The sequence below is a fragment of the Actinokineospora inagensis DSM 44258 genome (genome assembly GCF_000482865.1).
Lineage (GTDB): Bacteria > Actinomycetota > Actinomycetes > Mycobacteriales > Pseudonocardiaceae > Actinokineospora > Actinokineospora inagensis.
The window spans coordinates 118,583-137,338 of record NZ_AXWW01000010.1 but is presented as its reverse complement, the minus strand read 5'-3'; the positions used below and the strand labels follow the sequence as shown (position 1 = coordinate 137,338).

Here is an 18,756-nt window from a genome sequence, read left to right as displayed (position 1 = left end):
CGCATGCGCCAGGACGCCCGGGAGAACCGCGACCGCATCCTCGCCGCCGCCGAGGCGGTCTTCGGCGACCTGGGCGCGGCCGGGTCGACCGAGGAGGTCGCCCGGCTGGCCGGGGTCGGCATCGCCACCGTGTTCCGGCACTTCCCCACCAAGGACGCCCTGGTCAGCGCCGCCCTCGTCCGCCACTTCGAACACCTGCTCACCCGCGCCGACGCCCTCGCCGCCCACCCCGACCAGACCACCGCCTGGTCCATCCTGCTCCGCGAGATGATCGAGACCGGCGCCACCAAGCTCACCCTGCTCCCGGACGACGCCAACCTCCGCGACCCGGTCCTCGCCGTCTCCGGCCGCCTCAAAACCGCCGTCAGCGCGGTACTCCGCCGCGCCCAGGAGGCGGGGGCGGTGCGCGCGCGGGTGACCGTGGAGGAGGTCTACCTGCTGATCCGCGCCCTCTCCCAGGCGACCGCCACCATGCGCCCCGACCCCCCGGTCCTGGACAACGCGATCAAGGTGATCATCGCCGGTCTGGCCACGGCGAAGGACTAGCCCGCCGGTGCCTCGGTGAGTCGTTCGCCGCCGGGCTGGCGGGTTTGGGAGACGCACGCGGTGACCAGGAGGGCGGAGGCGGCGACGGCGGTCATGCCCCAGACGAGGGTGGTGGCGTTGGTGATGAAACCGATCACCGGTGGGCCCGCGAGGAGACCGACGGTGCCCATCGCGGCGACCAGGGTCAGCGCGTTGGCGCCTTCCCTGGCGGCCGCGACGTAGACGCAGGGGGTGACGGCGGCCATGCCGATGCCGACGCAGGCGAAACCGAGCAGGGCCGGGGTGACGCCGCCGATCAGCAGCGCCAGGACCAGGCCGACCCCGGCCAGGGTGGCGCCGGTGAGGACGACCCGCTGGTCGCCCCAGCGGTCGCGCCAGCGGTCGGCGAACAGGCGGGCGAGGACCATCATGGCGGACACGACGGCGATGCCGAGTGGGGCGATCTCGGGGGACGCGTGGGTGACGTCCCGCAGGTACAGGCTGGACCAGTCGTTCATCGCGCCCTCGGTGATGGTACCGAAGACCATCGCCAGGCCGAGCCACACGGTGACCCGGGTGGGCCAGGACAACCGGCTCTTTTCCTTGGGCGCGCCCTCGGCGGCGGGGACGGGCGCGTCGTCGGTGAGCAGGGCGGGCCAGGAGTAGCCGATCAGCGCCAACAGCGCGACGATCGCGATTCCGAAGTGGACCATCAGGGACGAGCTGAACGAGTTGATCCCGGACGAGATCAGGGCGGCGACGAACGTCCCGCCGCTGAACGTCGCGTGCAGCTTGGCCATGGTCGTGCGGCTGAACTTCTCTTCGAGCGCCGCGCCCTGGGCATTCATCGCGACGTTGAGGCAACACACCGCGATGCCATCGATGAAGAGGACGAGCAAAGCCAGGGGATAACTGGAAACCGCCGCCAGCGCCACCAGGACCAGGCAGAGAACCAGACCCGACAGGCACGCGAGACCGCGGGACCCGAGGCGTCTCATCAAGGTGGCGACCAACGGGAACGACACCGTGGCGCCGACGCCGGTGGCCAGCAGCAGCACCCCCAACTCGGCGGGGGACAAGGACATCCGGCTCTGCAGCGCCGGGATCTGCGCGGCCCAGGTCGCGTACTGGAATCCGAGAAGGCAGAACAACGCGGCCACCGCCAGTTGGGCGCGGCGGAACTCACTGATCATCAGGGGAACCAGCCTTCTCAGAGTGCTTTGGACATGTACAGCGCGTCGGGGCCATAGCTCGCCGGAACCGCGATACCGGGCTGCGGCCGATACCCGTTCGCTGACCAGAACGGCACGCTGCCCGCCACGGAGACCAGCGAAACGCGGTCGTACGAGCCGGAAGCGGCGGCGAGGCGGTGCAACAGCGCCCGCGCCAGACCCCGCCCACGCCGATCCTCGGCGACAACCAGATCGTGCAGGTGCAGGTTCGACGACTGGAATACCCCGTCCTCCAACACGTACAAATCGGGGAACCGGCCGAACGGATAGGGGAGTGCCAACACGTACCCCGCCACCCCGCCGCACTCCACCACGAAGCACGTTTCCGGTGACACTGCCCGAGACCGCAGCGCGTCGACGCCTTCTTCGGCGAGCCCGAGCCCCGCGTACGCCGACCGCTCCAACTCGGCGATGGCGCCCCAATCGCCATCGCCGATCGGCCGCACCAGGACGTCAGACATTGATCGTGACCCTTTCACCAGGCAGGAAAGCCAGCGGCAACGGCGCGAACCCGTTGAACCCCAACGTGGTGTAGCTCGTCGCGTACGCGCCGCAAGCCATTATCCACACCGGATCGCCGGAGCGCAGTTGGGACGGAACCGGGACCGGGAACCGCCCTTCGCCGAACGTGTCGTCGCTGTCACAGGTCGGTCCGGCGATCACCGCAGGCACCGGGTCGCCCCGGTGGTCCGGGAACACGAGCCGGTACTGCAACCGGTCGATCTCGTAGAGCCCGTTGAACTTCCCGCAGCTCAGGTACAGCCAGTGCTCGCGCTCCCCGTTCAACTGCGTCCGGCTCGACAACCGCATCACGTGGGCCCGGATCGCCCCGTGGTCGGCCACCAGATGCCTACCGGGTTCGATGAGGAAATCCAGTCCGGGTGCCAACTGGCGCAACCGCACCATCCCGGCCCGGATCGTCGCGAAGATCTCGTGCACCGGTGGGTTCAACGCCCGCGCGGCCCGGTCGTAGTAGCCGTGGGCCGGCAAACCCCCACCCAGGTTGACGTGGTCGAGTCGGATTCCTTTGCCGGCAAGGGAAACCAGCACATCGGCGATCCGGTCGACGGCGTCCCGCCAAGCGGCGGTGGTCATCTGCTGCGACCCGACGTGCACCGACAACCCCGACGGCGTCAAACCCAGGCTCCGCGCGGTTTCCAACACCCGCACCGCGTCCTCACCCGAGCAGCCTGCCTTGCGGCTCAACCCCCACACCGCGCCGGTGCCTGTCGTGGCCAACCTGCAGAACACCCGTGACCCCGGTGCGTTGACCGCCACTGCCGTGACGTCCTCCACGCTGTCGGTCGCGAAGTCCCGAACTCCCAAGCGGTACGCGTCGGCGATGTCCTCATCGGACTTGACGGTGTTCCCGTAGTGGACCTCGCGCGGTGCGGCCCCACTGGCAAGCGCTTGTGCGATCTCGTTGGGGCTGGCCGCGTCGAACCCGGCGCCCTGGTCGACCAGGCACGCCAGCACCTCGGGCACCGGGGCCGCCTTCATGGCGAACCGGACCCGGACCCCGGGCAGTTCCCGGGTGAGCCGCCGGAACCCGGACTCGACGCCCGCGAGGTCGTAGACAAGCTGGTCTTCGGTGGCGGCCGCCAGGGCGGTCCGCAGCCGAGGGCTCAGCATCATCGAACCACGGGGGTGGCCGACGCCCGGTCCAGCAGCGCCGCCCACACGTCGATGAGCAGCGCGAAGTCCTCGATGTCCCGCTCGGCCTCGCGCAGCCACCGGTCGCCGTCGGCGGCGATCGTGTCGGCGAACTCCGCGTACCGGCCACCCAGTCGCCGGTACGCCGCCTCCAGACCGGTGAGCCGCTGGATGTTCTCCGCCTTGGCCAGACCGGTGCTCTCCCGCGCGTACCCCGCGATCACCGACGCCCGAACCTGGTTGGTGTCGTCCAGCAGCGCCGAACCCGCCTCGGTCATCCGGTCGTAGATGTGGTGGAAATAGAGCATCGACAGGAAGAACTTCGCCAGCCGCAACTGGTACCCGGCGAACCCGGCGTCGGTTTTCCGTTCCCCGGTGTGGAAGTTGACGATGTGCCGGTTGTGCAGCACCCCGGGCAGTTTCGCGTCGTGCACCAGGTGGATGAGGAAGTAGTCGCTGCCGATCGTGTCGGTCGCGGGCGGCAGCGGCACCTTTTCCTGCACCTGGTGGAAAGCGATGTTGCACATGTCCACCCGCATCGGGTCGACCAGGCCGAGCACCGACCGGTCGCCGGTGAACGGGTCCTGCCCGGCGCCGGTGAACGACTCGGCCACCAGGTCCCGCTTCTGCGCCTCGGTCCAGTCGCCGGGCGCCCACAGGCTGACCACGTCGTAGTACGCCTCGGGGTCGGTCGTGGCGATCTCGGCGATGTCGACCGACAGGTCACCGATGAACGACGCGCCCACCATGACCACCGGCTTGTCCAGGTGCTCCGGGTCGAGAGCGCTCTCGGCCGCGCCCGCGTCCGCCGCCCGCGACCCGATCGAGGCCAGCTCGTGGTGGATCGGGAAAACCTTGGCGCCGTTGAACTCCTGGTACGAGCTGTCCGAGTCGCGGCGGTGCACCGACTCGCAGCCCAACGCCCGCGCGATGACGAACGCCCGGTTCGTGCAGGCGCCGTAGGAGACGCCGTCGGGGAGCATCAGGTCGAGCACGAGGTCCGGTTTGTCCACTCCGGCCCCGTCGACCACCCGGCGCAGGAAGTCCCGCTGGGCGTCCTCGTCCAGGTGCAGCACGTCGAACGTGGCTGGTAACCGGGCGACCGCGCGTTCGTGTTCCGCTCGGATTCCCGCGTCCGACGAGTCCAGGATGAGCAGCACGACCGCCACGTCGAAGGTCGACACGGCGTAGCCGGCCTCCTCGCCGATGGCCGCGATGGTCGCCACGCACTCCCGGTTGGTCGGGAGGGTCAGACAGATCCTGCGCATTCCGCATCTCCGCTCGCGCCGTCGAGGTCCCACCCGCGCCAGGACGACAGTCCCAGCAGCTTGCGGCCCAACTCGGTCAACGTGGCCGTGCCGTAGCGCTCCGACTCGTGCCGGATCGCGTCGCCCAACAGGGTCTTGTTCCACTCGGGGGTGCTCAGGGTGCGCCACGACTTCACCCGCGACTCGCGCAGGGCGGTGTGCTCCTCCAGCGCGGGCATCATCGACAGGTACTGCACGGAGCGGACCCCGTCCGCCGACAGGTTCGGCAGCACCCCGTGCGCCAGCAGACCGTTCCAGATCAGCAGGTCACCGGCGCGCAACTCGGGACGCACCACCGGGAACTCGCCGCGGTCGAGCGCGGGGCGGATCGGGTCGCGATCGGCCGGTTGGCCGACCTTCCACTCGTCGAACCGGCGGAACAGCTCCGGCGCGCACTGGAACCCGCCCAGGTCGGCGGCCGTGTCGTGCAACGCGATGATGCCCTGGACCCGCTGCTGCGGCACACCGGCCGTGCTGTCCACGTCCCAGTGCAGGTCGATGTCGAACCCGGTGTCGGTGCGCGGGATCAGCGCCCGGTCGCGGCTGCCCCGGTTGGGCGGGTTCAGGTTCAGCCGGTCCAGGGTCACCCACAACTGCGCGCAGTCCCACACGTCGACGAACGCGTCGTACACCCGTTGGGTCTGCCTGCTGTCCCAGATCAACTGGTGCTGGTAGGCCTCGACGAACCCGTAGACGTACAGGTCGCGGTCCAACTCGGAGCGGAAGTCCCTGGCCGGGTACCAGGTGGCCGGGTCGCCCGGGTCCATGCCCTGGAACTGCCAGGCGAACTCCAGCAGCCGCCCGGCGTGCTCGGCGGGGATGGCCTCGGGCACGACGACGTACCCGAGGGTCTGCCACTGCGCGAAGTCCTGCTCGGACAGCACGCGCAGCGGCAGCGACTTGGTCAGTTCGCGCAGCGGCGTCTTCGCCAGGTACGTGTCGGCGTCCGCGCTGAAATACGGGACGTCGGTGGCGGCGCGGTGCAGGTACGGGTGTGCGGTATCGGGCATTGCTCCTGCCGACATGGCTGTTTTCCGGATCGACTTGTGTGGATCAACGGGTGTCGAGCGGATTCCATCGGACGCGGACGACACGTGTCAAGAGTAGGGAAAGGTGTCGACCCGGGGGCGCGTTCGACCTGAGGCGGTGATCACAGCCGTCGGATACAAGTGCGGAGGAATACCTTTTGCCGGTCGAGATTCATCGGTGGTCTAATAATTGACGGTAAAATTACAATGGGCGGGAATATGTGTGGTGTCGTATTCCGGCCGGCTGCGTCCGAATGCCGGGCGCCGTTCCCCCGGCGCGGGCACGCCGAAGCCCGCCGACCGGGGTCGGCGGGCGCACTTGGTGGACCGTGGTCAGGCTTTCCGGTCGGTGACCCGCCTGCCGAGGACGACGAACAACAGCACCAGGGCGACGGTCAGCAGGATGTGCCCCAACCCGGCGATCCCGGCGATGGCCGCATTCGACTCGTGCCCGAGAACCGTCATCGTGCCGTGCACCGTCATCATCCCGATGGTGACGACCAAACCGGCGTTGTAAATCCAGAAGAACCAGCCGAACAATCGGCTTGAGGTCAGGTCGAACTGTTTCGCCAGCCCGAGTACGATCAGGAAGAACAGCATGCCGAGTGCCAGCAGGTGCGTGTGCACGACAGCCAACTGGGTGTCCCCGGTGAAATTGTTCGCCTTGGTGAGTTCGCGGTAGTACAGCCCGCTCACCAATCCGAGCCCCATGTACACCGCCGCCGCGATGAAGATCTTGCGCATGTCGCCTACCCCGTCCCCTCCGCCGACTCATCCGACTTGTCCATACCGGACGGCTCATGATGGCGCATCACTGCTGAGGATCTGTCAGCGGTGCCCGGGTGGAACCGGACGCTGGTCCGATTCCACCCGGGCAGGTGTTCGATCAGACGAACTGCTGCGCCGTGCTGCCGTTGCAGTCCCACAGGGTGACCTGCTCGCCCGGAGTGGTGGACCAGTTCGCCAGGTCCCAGCAAACGCCGGTGCGCTCGTTGCGGAACGAGTGCTTGCCGGGGCTCACGACGACGTCCTGCCACCACTGCTCGGAGCTGCCGTCGCAGGTGAAGAGCCAGACGTGCCCACCACGGCCCGCGATGCCGTCGATGCACAGGTTGCTGCCCGCCACCGCGCTGCGGAAGGTCACCGCACCGGGCTTGTTGTCGTGGGACCACAACTGCGCGGTCGACCCGTTGCAGTTCCACTGCTGCAGGGGCGTGGCAGGCGTGGTGCTCCAGCCAGGCGTCTCCACACACAGACCACTGTTGACATTCGCATAGGTGAACGGCCCGCTCGCCACCAGCGACGCCCCCGTCGGAGCCGCGTTGGCCGTGGTGATGCCGCCGAGCAGACTGAGTGCCACGAGGGCGAGCATGACCCCGAGCGCACGCATGGATCTCATATCGGTTCCTTCCCCAGTTTCACTTGCGGCCCAACGTTTTCCCGGCCGCCGAGGAAGATCTTGACGGCAACTCGGTGGTCGCCGCGACCACGTATAGCCCTGGCTTAACACCCCTGGTCGACCCGGGTCGAACTACTGGCGACTCGACCGGGTGGGCTGGCCGGGTCTCGATCTGCCCACGGCGTCCTTGGCCGCGTTGCCGATGTCCAGTGTGAGTAGCACTCCGGCGCCTTGTCAGGAACGCCGTGGAGTGGCCGGTACCCGGGCCAACCCCTGGGTCGAGCTACTGGCCGCGCCCCAGCAGGGAAAGTCCGCGCTGCGTGATGGTGTGTCGCACGCCGCCGGGGTGTTTGCTGGTCACCACCAGTCCGGCTTCGCGCAGTACCCGGGCGTGTTGGCTGACGGCGGCGGTGGACACCGACGCTGTCCGGGCCAGCGCGGCGGGCACGGTCAATCCGTCGCCGATCGCTGTGAGCAGCCTGGCCCGTGTCGCGCCGAGCAAGGCCCCGAGTCCCTTGTCCGCCGTGTCTGGTGGTCGCGCGCCCGGCAGGATCGCGGTCGGGTCCACGTCGTCCAACCGCGCTGGGTAGATCAACACACCGGGTTTGCCCTCGCAGTCGCACATCAACCAGCTCGGTCTGCGCAAGAACAGCGACGGCGCCACCAGCAATCCGCGTCCGTTCAACCGCACTTCCCCACCCGGCACCCCCGCGATCCGCAACCACGGCGCCGACCAGCCGATGTCCGGGTGCAGGCTGGACAGCAACGCCCCCACCCCGCCCTCGACCAGCGCCTCCGCCGACAACGCCCGCTCCGCGTCCATCCGCGCCTGAACCCGATCCCACACCGGCGCGAGCGCGGCGAAGTAGTACCGGGCCAGGTGCTCCAACAACCTCGACCGCGTCGCCACCCCGCTCGGCAACTCCCGAACCCACGCCGACCTCGCGAACCCCGCCGCGCCCACGTCGCTGGGCGCCGCCAGCACCCGCTCGATCCCCTCGTACAGGCACACGGTCGGCCCCGCCAACCGCACCAGGTCAAGCCCCGGCTCCCGCCCCGGCACCACCAACCCCAACCCCCGCAGCGACGCACCCCCTTCGGCCAACACCTGCCGCCGCCACGCCCCCAACACCGGCCCCACCCCCCGATCCCGCAACACCTGCACACTCGCCACCGTCTCCGCGAACGGCCCAATCGTCGGCAACACCCGCACCGTCGCGAGGTCATCCGCGCTCAACCGCACCCGCAACATCCCCAGAACCCCCAACCCCGGCGAGCACCCCGCCCGCGTACTCCCGATTGTCCGGTTTTCAACCGAACTCGACCAACAACCGGCAGTTCCGCACCCCACCTACCGGAGTGCACGGGTACGGCGCGCAGGCGAGCGCCCGCAGGACGCCCGCCTCGAACCAGTGGAGAACGGTGGCCTATCAGCCCAACGGGGTCGACCACCGGAGAACTGTCGCACCCGGACACACCTTCACCGCGACTTCGACGATCCTGCCGTCCACCAACCAAACGGTGCGGGTGACCTGCGTGACGACCGTCGCCCCCGAACCGGTCAGACCGAGCTGGATCTTCTCCTCATCGGTGGCCAGCCGGGACGTGACTTCCTCGAGAACCCGGTCCTGCGCCGAGCCCAGCCGCTCCGCGGCCAATTCCCGCGAACCGCCGGTGGAGGTCGGCACCCCCAACTCCGGAGTCGCCTCGATGACCTCGGCGGGGTAGTAGGAACTCGTCAGGTGCGTGGGCGCCCCGTCACGGCTGACGACCCGACGGCGGACGAAGACGGGACTGCCCGGTGCCAATTCAAGCCGGATCGCGACAGCCTCATCGGCGCTGACCGTGCCAATCTCGGTGATCTCGGAAGACTCGCCCGCGGACAGCGCGCGCCCGGTGGCGGCCCAACCCCGCACCCTGGCACCGATGGCGCTCGCGGGATCGGCGACTACGGTCCCGGCGCCCGTGGTGGCCTTGGTCAACCCCTCGGCCTTGAGCACCTTGTAGGCCCGGCTCGCGGTCTGCTGGGCGACCTCGAACTCGGCCATGACTTCCCGCAGGGTCGGCAGTCGCTGACCGGGAGCCAGCTCCCCCGACTCGATCCGGCTGCGGAAGTGAGCCGCTATGTCCGTGTATCCCACCATGTTGTCTCTCACGTCCCGTGGCTTGTCGTCGACTTCTGCCAGGGTAGCCCAAGTTGGCCTTGCATCACTAGGATGTGTAGTTCACACTGCTCTTGAGTCACTTCAAAGCAGCTCACCGGCTTGCTTGGTCTACGTGAACGTAGCTCAAGCCCGTCCGCGCTCGCCAAGCCCCCGACTCATCAAGGCCGGTCACATGTCGTTCAAGGTCATCACCATGGTCGCCATCCGCGACAACTGCAAGATCCTCACCACCGTCCACCCCGACGCCGACCAAGTCGACTTCCTCGTCGGCCCCACCGCCGAGGCGTTCGAATTCGGCTTCGACCGCGCCTGCCTCACCCGCTTCGTCCAACTCGCCCAAGCCGCCCTCGCTCAACTCGACGCCGCCTAGACAGGCATATCCGTCCGTGTCACTCGATTGGGCGGTTGTGGCGGGCTGGGGGTGCGGTGGCGGATAGCGTTGGTGCGGCAATGTGGCCGGGTGTTTTACCGGAGGGTCTTCATGGTCGTGCCCGTGCTCGATCCGCTCAGTGACGATTACCGGCGGGCGTTCGAGACGTTTCTCGCGCATACCGATCAGAAGGGTGTGGCGCACCGGTATCTCAGCGGGGTTGTCGACCGGCTTCGGTGGCGGCGGGTGTTCGTTGACGTGGGGGCGGGGGAGGGTGGGACGACCGCGGAGTTCGCCGGGCGGTTTGGGCGGACGTTCGCTGTGGAGCCGAGTGCGCACCTGCATCCGGCGTTGCGGGCGGCGGTGCCGGAGGCTGAGGTGATCTCGGCGACGGTGGACCGGGCCGCACTCTCCGAGCCCGCGGATTTCGTGTTGTGCGCGCACGTCCTCTATTACGTGCCGCGGTCGGCCTGGGGGTCCGTGGTCGATGTCATGCGGGGGTGGTTGGCCGATGGCGGCGAGTTGGTTGTCGTGTTGCAGAATCCGGCGAGTGACTGCATGCGGTTGGTGCGGCATTTCACCGGGGTCGCCTACGACCTGGCCGATCTCCGGGCGGGCGGCCTGGACACGGTGCGGGCCGTCGTGCACACCGAGAGCGAGGCGGACGCGGTGTTGATCGCGCAGTTCGTGCTGAACACCGTTCCACTGTCCACTGTGGACCACCCGCCGACCGGGGACGACCTGGTCACCTATGTGCGCCGCGAGTTCGCCGATCCCCTTGGCGGGTTCACCTTCACCTGCACCCAGGACTTCCTGCGGATCACCGGCTGATCGTCACGGCAGGTCCAGCCGGTAGCCGTGGCCGCGCAACGTGGAGATCCCCGGTGCCTGGCCGCCCGAGCCGTCGGCGAGTTTGCGGCGGAGGGCGGCGATGTGCACGTCCAGCGTCTTCGTCGAGCCGTACCAGTGCGCGTCCCACACGTCGGTCATCAGGGTGTCCCGGCTGACCGCGGCGCCTGCCTGCTCGGCCAAGCGTGCCAGCAGGTCGAACTCCTTGGTGCGCAACGGGATTTCCTGACCGTCGACGCTCACCCGGCGCCCGGCCGTGTCGACCCGCAGCGGTCCGACCGTGATCACCGGCCGGGTCGGCTGACCGGCCGGGCCCCGGCGGAGGTGGGCGCGGACCCTGGCCAGCAGCTCGCCCAGCCGCACCGGTTTGGTCAGGTAGTCGTCGGCGCCCGCCTCCAAGCCGACGACGACGTCCATCTCGTCCTGGCGGGCGGTCAGGATCACCAGCACGCACGGCGGCATGGCCGCGCGCAGCCGCCTGCACACGTCCAGGCCGTCCACGTCCGGCAGGCCGAGGTCGAGCAGCACCAGGTCGAACGGTCCGGGCTCGGCCAGCGCCGCCGCGCCGGTGCGCGACCAGCGGACGTCGTAGCCGGTGAGGCGGAGGCTGGACTCCAGGGCCTGCCCGATCGCCCGGTCGTCCTCGACCAGCAGCACGCGGAACATGGGGTCGAGGGTATCCGGCCCGTCCTCAGCCATCGGCGGGCAGCAGCAGGGTGAAGCCGGTCGGGTGCCGCGACGCCAGCACCAGCCGCCCGCCCTCGGCCTCGGCGAGGCTGCGGGCCAGCGCCAGACCGATGCCGTGACCATCGGTGCGGTGGTGGAACGGGTCCAGGTCCGCCTCGACGCCGCCCTCGTCGGTCACGTCGACGGCCAGCGCCTCGCCCGCGTCGCGCGCGGTGACGGTGACCGTGCCGACCCCGTGCGTGGCGGCGTTGTCCAGCAGCACGTTCAGGATCTGCCGGACCGCGGCCGCCGACGCCCGTGGCCGCGGCGCGCCGGACCCGTCGACCACCAGGCGCCTGCCGGGCAGGTGACCGCTCCAGCTCGCCAGCACGTCGGCCAGCAGCGCGTCCAGGTCGACCAGGGACGTGCGCGCGTCGGCGTCGTCGCGGGCCAGCGCCAGCAGGTCCTCGACGATGCGTTCCAGCCGGTCGGCCGACTCGATGCCCGCCCGGATCGCCGCGTGCGGGTCGGCGTCCGGCGACACGAGCGCCGACTCCAACTGCAGCCGCAGCCCGGCCAGCGGCGTGCGCAACTGGTGCGAGGCGTGCGCGGAGAACGCCCGCTCCCGGTCCAGCGTCTCGCCGAGCCTGCGCGCGGTCGAGTCCAGCGACGCGCCGACCGAGTCGATCTCGGCGATCCCGGTCCGCGCCGTGCGGACGGTGAAGTCGCCGTCGCCGAGGACCTGCGCCGCGCCGGTCAGCTCCTCCAGCGGCCGGGCCAGCCTGCGCGCCATCCGCCGGGCGATCAGCCAGGTCAGCACCAGCGCCAGCACGCCGAGCCCGACCATGGCCAGCCACATCAGCCCGGTCCGCAGCGTGACCTCGCTCAGCGGTGTCGACGCCCGCACCACCGCGGTCAGCGACCCGTCCGGGGCCTGCACCGGGACCGCGACGACGACCTCGGCGGTGGTGGTGTCGTCGGCGACGTCGCCGCCCGAGGCCCGCCGCACGGCCTTGTCGGCGGTGGACGGGCCGGTGCCGTAGCGGAGTTGGCCGGTAGGGGCGTAGACGGCGATGCTGGTGGTGGGCTCGCCGACGTGTAGCTCCGACCCCACCTGGGCGCGCGGGTCGGTCGCCACCGCGAGCGCCGCCCTGGCCGCGATCCGCTCCAGCTCGGCGCGCTCGTCGTGCAGGTTGTACTTGGCCACGCCCGCCGCCAGCGGTAAGCCGAACAGGGTGATCGCCAGGACGGCCGCCGCCAGCGCCAACCCCACGATCCGCCGCCTCATGCCACCTCCCCGCCGCGGTCAGTCTGGTGGATCACGCCACCGACAGCCACACCAGCGCGGCTGCGCCTGCGGTGACGCAGTAGATCGCGAACGGCGTCAGCGTCCGGGTGTGGAAGTACCGGGTCAGGAACCGCACCGCGAGGTACGCGCTGATGAACGACGCGACGCTCCCCGCGACCACCTGCCCGCCGATCCCGGCGCCCAGCGGTCCGAACAGGTCGGGCACCTTCAGCACCCCGGCCGCGAGGATCACCGGGGTGGACAACAGGAAGGAGAACCGCGCCGCGTCCTCGTGCGACAGTCCGCGCACCAGTCCGGCCACCATGGTGAGGCCCGAGCGGCTGATCCCCGGCAGCAGCGCGAGAACCTGGGCCGAGCCGATGAACACGCCGTCCTTGAAGCTCATCCGGCCCAGCCGCGCGTCCTCGTCCTCGGTGGCCTCGGCATTCTCAGTGACCTCGGTACGCCTGCGCAGCCGTTCCCCGACCAGCAACACCACGCCGTTCGCGACCAGGAACGCCGCCGCCGGGATCGGTTTCCCCAGGGTCGTGCGGAACAGGTGTTCCAGCAGCAGGCCGAAAACGCCCACCGGGATCGTCCCGGCGATGATCAACCACGCCAGCCGCTCGTCGCCGGTCTCCAGCCGCCGGTACCGCACCGAGGACACCAGCCCGCCCACGATCCGCACCCAGTCCCGCCAGAAGAACACCAGCAGCGCGGCCGCCGTCGCCACGTGCAACCCCACGATGAAGGCCAGGTACGGCGACTCCGGCGCGGACACGGAGAGGTCGCGCGCCCACTGCCCGCCGACCACCGCCGGGATGATCACGCTGTGCCCCAGGCTGGACACCGGGAACAGCTCGGTGACCCCTTGGAACGCCCCCACCACGATCGCTTCGAAATAGCTCAACTGGCTCACAACGGGCACTGTAGGGCGCGGGCGGCCAGGGACCGGCAAGCCGCGGGTTAACTCGGGTTTGCCTTCACCCGCAGGAACAGTTCCACCCCGTCGAGCACGCGGTCCAGGCCGAACGCCAGGGCGCCACCCTGGTTGTCCGAGCCTTGGTTGTCCGAGTCCTGGTTGTCCGAAGAGGACGAAGAGGACAGGGCGCGGACGATGGCGGGGAAGCGGTCCGCGCGACCCTCGACCAGGGTGGCGAACGAGTGCTGCAGGGCCGCCTCGGTGTGCTGGGCGGCCATCTGCTGGGCGATGCCGCGGACGTGGCCGACCAGGGTGGCGACGGTGTCCATGGCCTCGGAGCCGGTCAGCGCGGTGTCGGCCAGTGCGGCCAGCGCCCGTTCCAGCCAGGTCAGTTCGTGCGGGCCGATCGGGCGGGGGCCGATGGTGGCGGCCAGCGCCCACGGGTGGGCGGCGAACCGGGTGAACAGCGCGTCGGACCAGGAGCGCAGGGCGGCCCGCCACGGCGCGGGCGGCCCGTCCGGTGGCTCGCCGAGCGCGGTGTCGATCATCAGGGCGACCAGTTCGTCCTTGCCGGGGACGTAGCGGTAGAGGGCCATCTTGGTGACGTCGAGCCGTTCGGCGACGCGCTGCATGGTGGTGGCGGGCAGACCGTCCGCGTCGGCGATGGTGATGGCCGTGGTCGCGATGTGCTCGACGGTGAGGGTGCGGCGGGGGCCGCGGGTCGGGGTCGGGCGGTGACCCCACAGCAGGTCGTGGGCGTCGGGCATGTCGCTCCTTGCGCGCGGGGACTGTATCCAGCATATACTGTTTCCATCGGATACAGTTTTGGACTGGAGGGGCGATGTCACTCGAAGGTGTGCGGGTACTGGTGTCGGGCGCGGGGGTCGCGGGCCCGGCGGTGGCGTGGTGGCTGGCCGAGCACGGCGCGACCGTCACCGTGGTCGAGATCGCGAAAACGCTCCGGACCAGCGGATTCGCCGTCGACTTCCGGGGGTCGACGCACCTGGGCGTGCTCCGCGGGATGGGCGTGCTCGACGAGTTGACCGCGCTGCGGACCCGCGGCGGCGCGATGACCTGCGTGACCGCCGACGGCCGGGAGATCTTCACGCTGCCCGCGGAGTTCGCCGGGGGAGACCTGGAGGTGCGCCGTCGCGACCTGTCCCGCGTCCTCTACGAGCGGTCCGCCCCGCGCGTGGAGTACCTGTTCCGCGACCGCGTCACCGGCCTGGTCAACGCGCCGGACAGCGTCGCCGTCGAGTTCGCCCACGCCGCCCCGAGGACCTTCGACTTCGTCATCGGCGCGGATGGCCTGCACTCCGGCGTGCGCGTCCTCACGCACGGCCCGGAGACCGACTACGTCCGCCACCTCGACTACTACATCGCGGGCTGGGACCTCCCCAACCCCGGCGTCGACACCACGCCGTTGCAGTACAACCAACCTGGCCGGATGGCGAGCGTTTCCGCTGACCGCGACGACGAAACCAAGGCGGGCGCTCTCGTCGTATTCGCCGCGCCCCGCGTCGACCACGACTGGTTCGACACCGACCGGCACAAGGCCCTGATCACCAAGGCCCTGACCGGCATGGGTTGGCACGTCCCTAAGCTGCTCGACGGTCTGCGCGCCGCCGACGACCTCTACTTCGACTCGATCAGCCGCGTTCGCGTCCCGCACTGGTCAACCGGCCGCGTGGCGCTCCTCGGTGACGCGGCCTGGGGTGTCACGCTCGGCGGCATGGGCGTCGGCACGGGCCTCGTCGGCGCCTACGTCCTCGCAGGCGAACTCGCCAGGGCGAACGGGAATCCGGCGGCCTTGAAGTCCTATGAGGACAGAATGCGGCCCTACACGACCCGCTGGCAGCGCGGCGCCAACCCCGGTAAGTTCCTCGCCCCGGCCACCGCCTCCGGACTGTGGCTGCGCAACACCCTGTTCAGCACCGCTTTCGTCCGCCGGATGCTGGTCGCAGGCACCGCGACCATGGCCACCGCCGACCTGCCGGACTACCAGCCCCAGAACGACCGCCGCGGCTCGACGACCGCCCGTTGGGCGGCCACCAGTGAGTCCAGTTCGGACTGACCGAGGGCGCCGAGCCGGGCGTCCCGGAAGTTGACCGCCGTGGCGCACCGCACCCGGAAGAAGTTCGGCGTCGCGTCCCCGGTCGATTCCGCGAAACTCGTGCTGCCGCGGAAATCGGTCGACGCGAAGATGGCTACTCCGGCGAAGTTGGCCCGGTGGAAGCTGGTCACGCCACCGAACCCGGCGCTGTCGAACGTCACCTCCGCGTCGAACCTGGTTCCCGTGAACTCGGCGTTCCCGGCGAATGTCGCCCCGCTGAAGGTGACCACTGCCGTGAACCGCGCGTCCCGGAACACGGCGACCTCGGTGAATTGGGCGCCGCGGAAGGTTGCGGCGCCGGTGAAGTGCGCGTTGGTGAAGACCGCGGTGCGGACCACGCAGTCGCTCAGGTCGAAGTCGACCAGGTGCGCGCCGGTGAGGTTGAGGTCGATGCCGGTCCAGTGCTGGTCGCTCGTCCGGCGCAGGTGCGTGGTCAGCAGCCGCTGCGCCGCCCGGCTGACCTGCACGTGCGGGTGCCCCAACACCAGCGACTCGCACACCAGGTTGACCACGATCTGCCGCATGTCGGGGTGCTCCTGCCCCAACAGTTCCAGCGCGGACAAACCACCCAGCCGGACGAGCGTGTCCTTGTCGGTGCCGAACTGCTCGACCGCGTTGTGCAGCAGGTCCGCGACCCGGCGCTCGGTCGCGTCGGTCTCGGTGTGCACCTGCGTCCGCTCGCTCAACCACTGCTTCCGCGCGGTGAACAGCAGCGCCATCCCGGCGACGGCACCGCCACCGACCGCCAGACCGGTCTTCACGGCCTCCAGGCGGGCAACCGGGTCGGTGGGCGGTACCAGGGTCAGGAATCCGCTCACACCCGCCCACGTCATCCCGACCACCAACACCGCCGCGGCCGCGAACACCCACCACCGGATCGGTTGCACCGCACGCGGCCCACCACGACCACCCCGCACGGCTCGCGCGCCCACGACAACACAGACGAATGCCACCAGCGCCAGCCCGGCTAACGGCCCCCAACTCCGCAACCACCGCAGCACATCGGACCAGCGCAACACCCCGCTCACAGCAAGGCTCGCCGCCACCAGGAGGGCGCCGCCGACGGCGAGCAGCACCAGGCCTTCCGCCTGCCGGTTCGTCGGACGCCACACCCCCATGACGGGGAACTGTAGCCACACGGCCGCTGGGCTAGCATGCCGCCGGAACAGTTGGGGAGCGGAGGACCGGCCGATGCTGGTGGACGTGGCGACGTGACCTGGTACCTCGCGCTGAGTGGGGCCGGTGTGCTGCTGGCCGTCGCCGCTCTGGTCGTGGTGTGGTCGCGGCGCGGCCGGGTGCTCACTTACCGGGTGCACTTGGACGCGCCGGTCATGGTGGGTGATCTCCCGAGCGAGCACAGCACGGTCCTGCTCCGCCTCGCCAACGAAGGCACCCGGCCGCTGCACCAGGAAGACCAAGAGGGCGTGGAGTTCGCCTTCCCGGACCGCCGGATCGAGGCCGTGCACATCGCCGAGGCCGCGCCCGGGTTGCGGGCCGAGTTGTCCAGAGGTCTTGAACTGGCGGACAACGCGGGCCAGGACACCCTCGCCGTACCGCCGGTACCGCTCAACCGCCGGGAGCGGTTCAAACTCCTGGTGCTGCTGTCCGGTTCCGGTCGCACGGTCACCGCCTCCGGCCGCGTCCGCGCGGGGAAGTTCTTGCACGGCAAGCAGAAATCACCCGCCGCCGGTCTGCTGACCGGACTGCTCGTCGTGTTCCTCGTGCTGTTCGGCTTGGCGATCGGGAACAGCTCGGTCGACAACACCTGCCCCACGGGGGATGTCAAGGTCCTCGCGTCCAGCATCGCCGCGCCCGTGCTCGACGGCGTGGTGAAGGAGTACGTGGCCACGACGGGCTGCGCGGGCAACCATGTGGTGATCACGTCAAGTGCCCAACCCCGCGAGACACTGAACCGGTTGGGCACGCCCAATCCTGACAGCGCCGACGGGAACCTGGCGGTCGTTCCGGTGTCGAACAAGGCGTTCCCGGCGTTGGTGGAGCGACCACTCGCCACCGTCATCTACGGGTTGGCGGTCAACAAGAACACCGGCATCACCGGTCTCACCAGCACCCAACTCCGCGACATCTACGCGGGCAAGTACGCCGACTGGTCGCAACTGGGCGGCGCGAAGGTGCCCATCCGGTTGGTCGGTCGCGGGCTGGAGTCGTCGACCCGGGAGTTGTTCGAGAAGCAGGTCTTGCACGGCACCGAGCCCGCCATCACCTCCGACGACTGCCTGTCGCCGCGCGACAACGCGGCCCCGGTGATCCGGTGCGAACGCGACACCGCGAGCGCGACGGTCGACGCCATCGAGGCCACCGTGGGCGCGCTCGGCTACGCGGACCTCCCCGCGCTCAAGGGCAGCACGCTCACCGTCCTGAACCTGGACGGGAACGGTCCGGACATCGCCAACGTGCGCGGTGGCGGCTACCCGTTCTGGAGCCCGCTGTCCGTCTACAGCTTCGGTGAGCCGGACGCGGACAGCGCCGAGGGCAGGTTTTTGGCTTACCTGACCGGCGACGCCGTCCGCACCCAACTCCGGGACGCGGGGTTCGTGCCCTGCGACGAGCGGAACCGTTGCTGACTAACGTGAATCACCGAGGATGGCTTCGCCCTTGGTCAGCCAGGAGATGCCGAAGGCGAGGATCGCGGTGGTCTCCAGCCACAGTGCCGGTCGCCATCCCGCCGTGACCGATGCCATGGGCCAGTTGCAGACCACGAGCGCGGCCAGGCAGGCGAGCATCACGACGCCGCAGGTCAGGTAGAGCCGGTTGCGGGCCGCCTTCTCCGGTGTGTACTCGCCCTCGTTGCGGCGGAACAGAACCAGGCTGAAGTACGACAGCGACAGGAAGAACACGGCCGCCGACACCAGGTGCAGGACGCCGTAGACCTTGTCGTCGCCGACCGGGTTCGCGGGCGCGGCGGGGAAGACCGCCACCCCGATCGCGGCGACGGCGGCCAGATCGGACACCAGGTCGTCGACCCAGCCGTAACCCCGGTAGGAGAACAGGAACACCCCGACCGCGCACATCGCGCCGACCAGCACGTTGCGCACGTCGCTGTAGTAGTAGCCGCTGATCGAGTCGCGCAGGCCGTCGCCGACGACCAGGTTGCCGACGATCAGCGCCACGGGCAGGCACAGCCCGATGCAGCCGATCGCCCGGCGCAGGAACAGGTAGGAGTGGACCAGACCGTCTTGGACTGGGTTGAGTTGGGTGGTCGTGACCATGACCGCCTC

The 18,756-nt window shown here is 69.8% G+C and carries 20 protein-coding genes; 5 read left to right on the top strand and 15 right to left on the bottom strand.

Annotation, left to right across the window (positions count from 1 at the left end; translation table 11 throughout):
• The first annotated feature begins 3 nt into the window (after window positions 1-3).
• Window positions 4-546, top strand: coding sequence for a TetR/AcrR family transcriptional regulator (locus tag H504_RS0103725; protein WP_026421679.1), 543 nt, complete (start codon window positions 4-6; stop codon window positions 544-546).
• Here H504_RS0103725 and H504_RS0103720 read toward each other — a convergent pair.
• The 9 genes from H504_RS0103720 to H504_RS0103680 all read right to left on the bottom strand — a co-directional run bounded on the left by H504_RS0103720 (window position 543) and on the right by H504_RS0103680 (window position 9,288).
• The gene (locus H504_RS0103720) at window positions 543-1,730 is read right to left on the bottom strand and encodes an MFS transporter (RefSeq protein WP_342668752.1); all 1,188 of its coding nucleotides are present in this window, start codon (window positions 1,728-1,730) and stop codon (window positions 543-545) included. The genes H504_RS0103725 and H504_RS0103720 overlap by 4 nt on opposite strands.
• A gap of 5 nt (window positions 1,731-1,735) precedes the next feature.
• Complete coding sequence (locus H504_RS42830; RefSeq protein WP_035303202.1) at window positions 1,736-2,218, bottom strand: GNAT family N-acetyltransferase; 483 nt, start codon at window positions 2,216-2,218, stop codon at window positions 1,736-1,738.
• Window positions 2,211-3,389, bottom strand: a complete 1,179-nt coding sequence (locus tag H504_RS0103710; RefSeq protein WP_245614061.1) for a type III PLP-dependent enzyme — start codon at window positions 3,387-3,389, stop codon at window positions 2,211-2,213. Before H504_RS0103710 ends, H504_RS42830 begins: the two co-directional genes overlap by 8 nt.
• A complete protein-coding gene (locus H504_RS0103705) occupies window positions 3,389-4,678 on the bottom strand; it encodes a DUF6271 family protein (protein WP_026421676.1) in 1,290 nt (429 codons plus the stop codon). The genes H504_RS0103710 and H504_RS0103705 overlap by 1 nt, the downstream gene beginning before the upstream one ends.
• Entirely contained in the window at window positions 4,660-5,727 is a 1,068-nt protein-coding gene (locus tag H504_RS0103700) for a phytanoyl-CoA dioxygenase family protein (RefSeq protein ID WP_026421675.1), read from the bottom strand. The genes H504_RS0103705 and H504_RS0103700 overlap by 19 nt, the downstream gene beginning before the upstream one ends.
• A 351-nt stretch (window positions 5,728-6,078) precedes the next feature.
• The gene (locus H504_RS0103695) at window positions 6,079-6,489 is read right to left on the bottom strand and encodes a DUF2871 domain-containing protein (protein ID WP_026421674.1); all 411 of its coding nucleotides are present in this window, start codon (window positions 6,487-6,489) and stop codon (window positions 6,079-6,081) included.
• A 142-nt stretch (window positions 6,490-6,631) separates the two neighbouring features.
• Window positions 6,632-7,144, bottom strand: a complete 513-nt coding sequence (locus H504_RS0103690) for an RICIN domain-containing protein (protein ID WP_084467347.1) — start codon at window positions 7,142-7,144, stop codon at window positions 6,632-6,634.
• Window positions 7,145-7,427: 283 nt separating this feature from the next.
• Complete coding sequence (locus H504_RS43545; RefSeq protein ID WP_051385449.1) at window positions 7,428-8,396, bottom strand: ArsR/SmtB family transcription factor; 969 nt, start codon at window positions 8,394-8,396, stop codon at window positions 7,428-7,430.
• 178 nt (window positions 8,397-8,574) lie between these two features.
• Window positions 8,575-9,288: a GntR family transcriptional regulator gene (locus H504_RS0103680; protein WP_035303200.1), complete on the bottom strand. Its 714-nt coding sequence runs from the start codon at window positions 9,286-9,288 to the stop codon at window positions 8,575-8,577.
• A gap of 193 nt (window positions 9,289-9,481) precedes the next feature.
• Between H504_RS0103680 and H504_RS0103675 the strand changes: the two genes are divergently transcribed.
• Both H504_RS0103675 and H504_RS38355 read left to right on the top strand, forming a co-directional pair.
• On the top strand, window positions 9,482-9,679 hold the full coding sequence (locus tag H504_RS0103675) for a hypothetical protein (RefSeq protein ID WP_026421671.1): 198 nt from the start codon (window positions 9,482-9,484) through the stop codon (window positions 9,677-9,679).
• Window positions 9,680-9,802: 123 nt separating this feature from the next.
• A complete protein-coding gene (locus H504_RS38355; protein WP_169735314.1) occupies window positions 9,803-10,510 on the top strand; it encodes a class I SAM-dependent methyltransferase in 708 nt (235 codons plus the stop codon).
• 3 nt (window positions 10,511-10,513) lie between these two features.
• Here H504_RS38355 and H504_RS0103665 read toward each other — a convergent pair whose 3' ends face one another.
• The 4 genes from H504_RS0103665 to H504_RS0103650 are packed head-to-tail and all read right to left on the bottom strand — an operon-like array spanning window position 10,514 to window position 14,171.
• Window positions 10,514-11,194, bottom strand: a complete 681-nt coding sequence (locus H504_RS0103665; RefSeq protein ID WP_026421669.1) for a response regulator transcription factor — start codon at window positions 11,192-11,194, stop codon at window positions 10,514-10,516.
• A 25-nt stretch (window positions 11,195-11,219) separates the two neighbouring features.
• Window positions 11,220-12,482, bottom strand: a complete 1,263-nt coding sequence (locus H504_RS0103660; RefSeq protein ID WP_026421668.1) for a sensor histidine kinase — start codon at window positions 12,480-12,482, stop codon at window positions 11,220-11,222.
• Between the two features lie 31 nt (window positions 12,483-12,513).
• Window positions 12,514-13,401, bottom strand: a complete 888-nt coding sequence (locus H504_RS0103655; RefSeq protein WP_026421667.1) for an undecaprenyl-diphosphate phosphatase — start codon at window positions 13,399-13,401, stop codon at window positions 12,514-12,516.
• A gap of 47 nt (window positions 13,402-13,448) precedes the next feature.
• Window positions 13,449-14,171 (bottom strand): TetR/AcrR family transcriptional regulator, encoded by a 723-nt coding sequence (locus H504_RS0103650; RefSeq protein ID WP_026421666.1) that lies wholly within the window; start codon window positions 14,169-14,171, stop codon window positions 13,449-13,451.
• A gap of 74 nt (window positions 14,172-14,245) precedes the next feature.
• On the opposite strand from H504_RS0103650, the gene H504_RS33120 reads away from it, so the two are divergent.
• Window positions 14,246-15,478, top strand: a complete 1,233-nt coding sequence (locus tag H504_RS33120; RefSeq protein WP_084467345.1) for an FAD-dependent monooxygenase — start codon at window positions 14,246-14,248, stop codon at window positions 15,476-15,478.
• On the opposite strand, the gene H504_RS38350 is transcribed toward H504_RS33120, so the two are convergent.
• Window positions 15,403-16,635: a pentapeptide repeat-containing protein gene (locus H504_RS38350; RefSeq protein WP_051385448.1), complete on the bottom strand. Its 1,233-nt coding sequence runs from the start codon at window positions 16,633-16,635 to the stop codon at window positions 15,403-15,405. The genes H504_RS33120 and H504_RS38350 overlap by 76 nt on opposite strands.
• Window positions 16,636-16,728: 93 nt before the next feature.
• Here H504_RS38350 and H504_RS0103635 point away from each other — a divergent pair, with 93 nt between their 5' ends.
• Complete coding sequence (locus H504_RS0103635; RefSeq protein ID WP_026421665.1) at window positions 16,729-18,102, top strand: substrate-binding domain-containing protein; 1,374 nt, start codon at window positions 16,729-16,731, stop codon at window positions 18,100-18,102.
• On the opposite strand, the gene H504_RS0103630 is transcribed toward H504_RS0103635, so the two are convergent.
• Entirely contained in the window at window positions 18,103-18,747 is a 645-nt protein-coding gene (locus tag H504_RS0103630) for a hypothetical protein (RefSeq protein ID WP_026421664.1), read from the bottom strand.
• Window positions 18,748-18,756 lie beyond the last annotated feature (9 nt).

Bases quoted from the DNA above. Each gene is read 5' to 3' on its own strand.
- H504_RS0103725 (WP_026421679.1), top strand. From the start codon at position 4: ATGCGCCAGGACGCCCGGGAGAACCGCGACCGCATCCTCGCCGCCGCC.
- H504_RS42830 (WP_035303202.1), bottom strand. From the start codon at position 2,218: ATGTCTGACGTCCTGGTGCGGCCGATCGGCGATGGCGATTGGGGCGCC.
- H504_RS0103710 (WP_245614061.1), bottom strand. From the start codon at position 3,389: ATGCTGAGCCCTCGGCTGCGGACCGCCCTGGCGGCCGCCACCGAAGAC.
- H504_RS0103705 (WP_026421676.1), bottom strand. From the start codon at position 4,678: ATGCGCAGGATCTGTCTGACCCTCCCGACCAACCGGGAGTGCGTGGCG.
- H504_RS0103700 (WP_026421675.1), bottom strand. From the start codon at position 5,727: ATGCCCGATACCGCACACCCGTACCTGCACCGCGCCGCCACCGACGTC.
- H504_RS0103695 (WP_026421674.1), bottom strand. From the start codon at position 6,489: ATGCGCAAGATCTTCATCGCGGCGGCGGTGTACATGGGGCTCGGATTG.
- H504_RS0103690 (WP_084467347.1), bottom strand. From the start codon at position 7,144: ATGAGATCCATGCGTGCGCTCGGGGTCATGCTCGCCCTCGTGGCACTC.
- H504_RS43545 (WP_051385449.1), bottom strand. From the start codon at position 8,396: ATGTTGCGGGTGCGGTTGAGCGCGGATGACCTCGCGACGGTGCGGGTG.
- H504_RS0103680 (WP_035303200.1), bottom strand. From the start codon at position 9,288: ATGGTGGGATACACGGACATAGCGGCTCACTTCCGCAGCCGGATCGAG.
- H504_RS0103675 (WP_026421671.1), top strand. From the start codon at position 9,482: ATGTCGTTCAAGGTCATCACCATGGTCGCCATCCGCGACAACTGCAAG.
- H504_RS0103665 (WP_026421669.1), bottom strand. From the start codon at position 11,194: ATGTTCCGCGTGCTGCTGGTCGAGGACGACCGGGCGATCGGGCAGGCC.
- H504_RS0103660 (WP_026421668.1), bottom strand. From the start codon at position 12,482: ATGAGGCGGCGGATCGTGGGGTTGGCGCTGGCGGCGGCCGTCCTGGCG.
- H504_RS0103650 (WP_026421666.1), bottom strand. From the start codon at position 14,171: ATGCCCGACGCCCACGACCTGCTGTGGGGTCACCGCCCGACCCCGACC.
- H504_RS33120 (WP_084467345.1), top strand. From the start codon at position 14,246: ATGTCACTCGAAGGTGTGCGGGTACTGGTGTCGGGCGCGGGGGTCGCG.
- H504_RS38350 (WP_051385448.1), bottom strand. From the start codon at position 16,635: ATGGGGGTGTGGCGTCCGACGAACCGGCAGGCGGAAGGCCTGGTGCTG.
- H504_RS0103630 (WP_026421664.1), bottom strand. From the start codon at position 18,747: ATGGTCACGACCACCCAACTCAACCCAGTCCAAGACGGTCTGGTCCAC.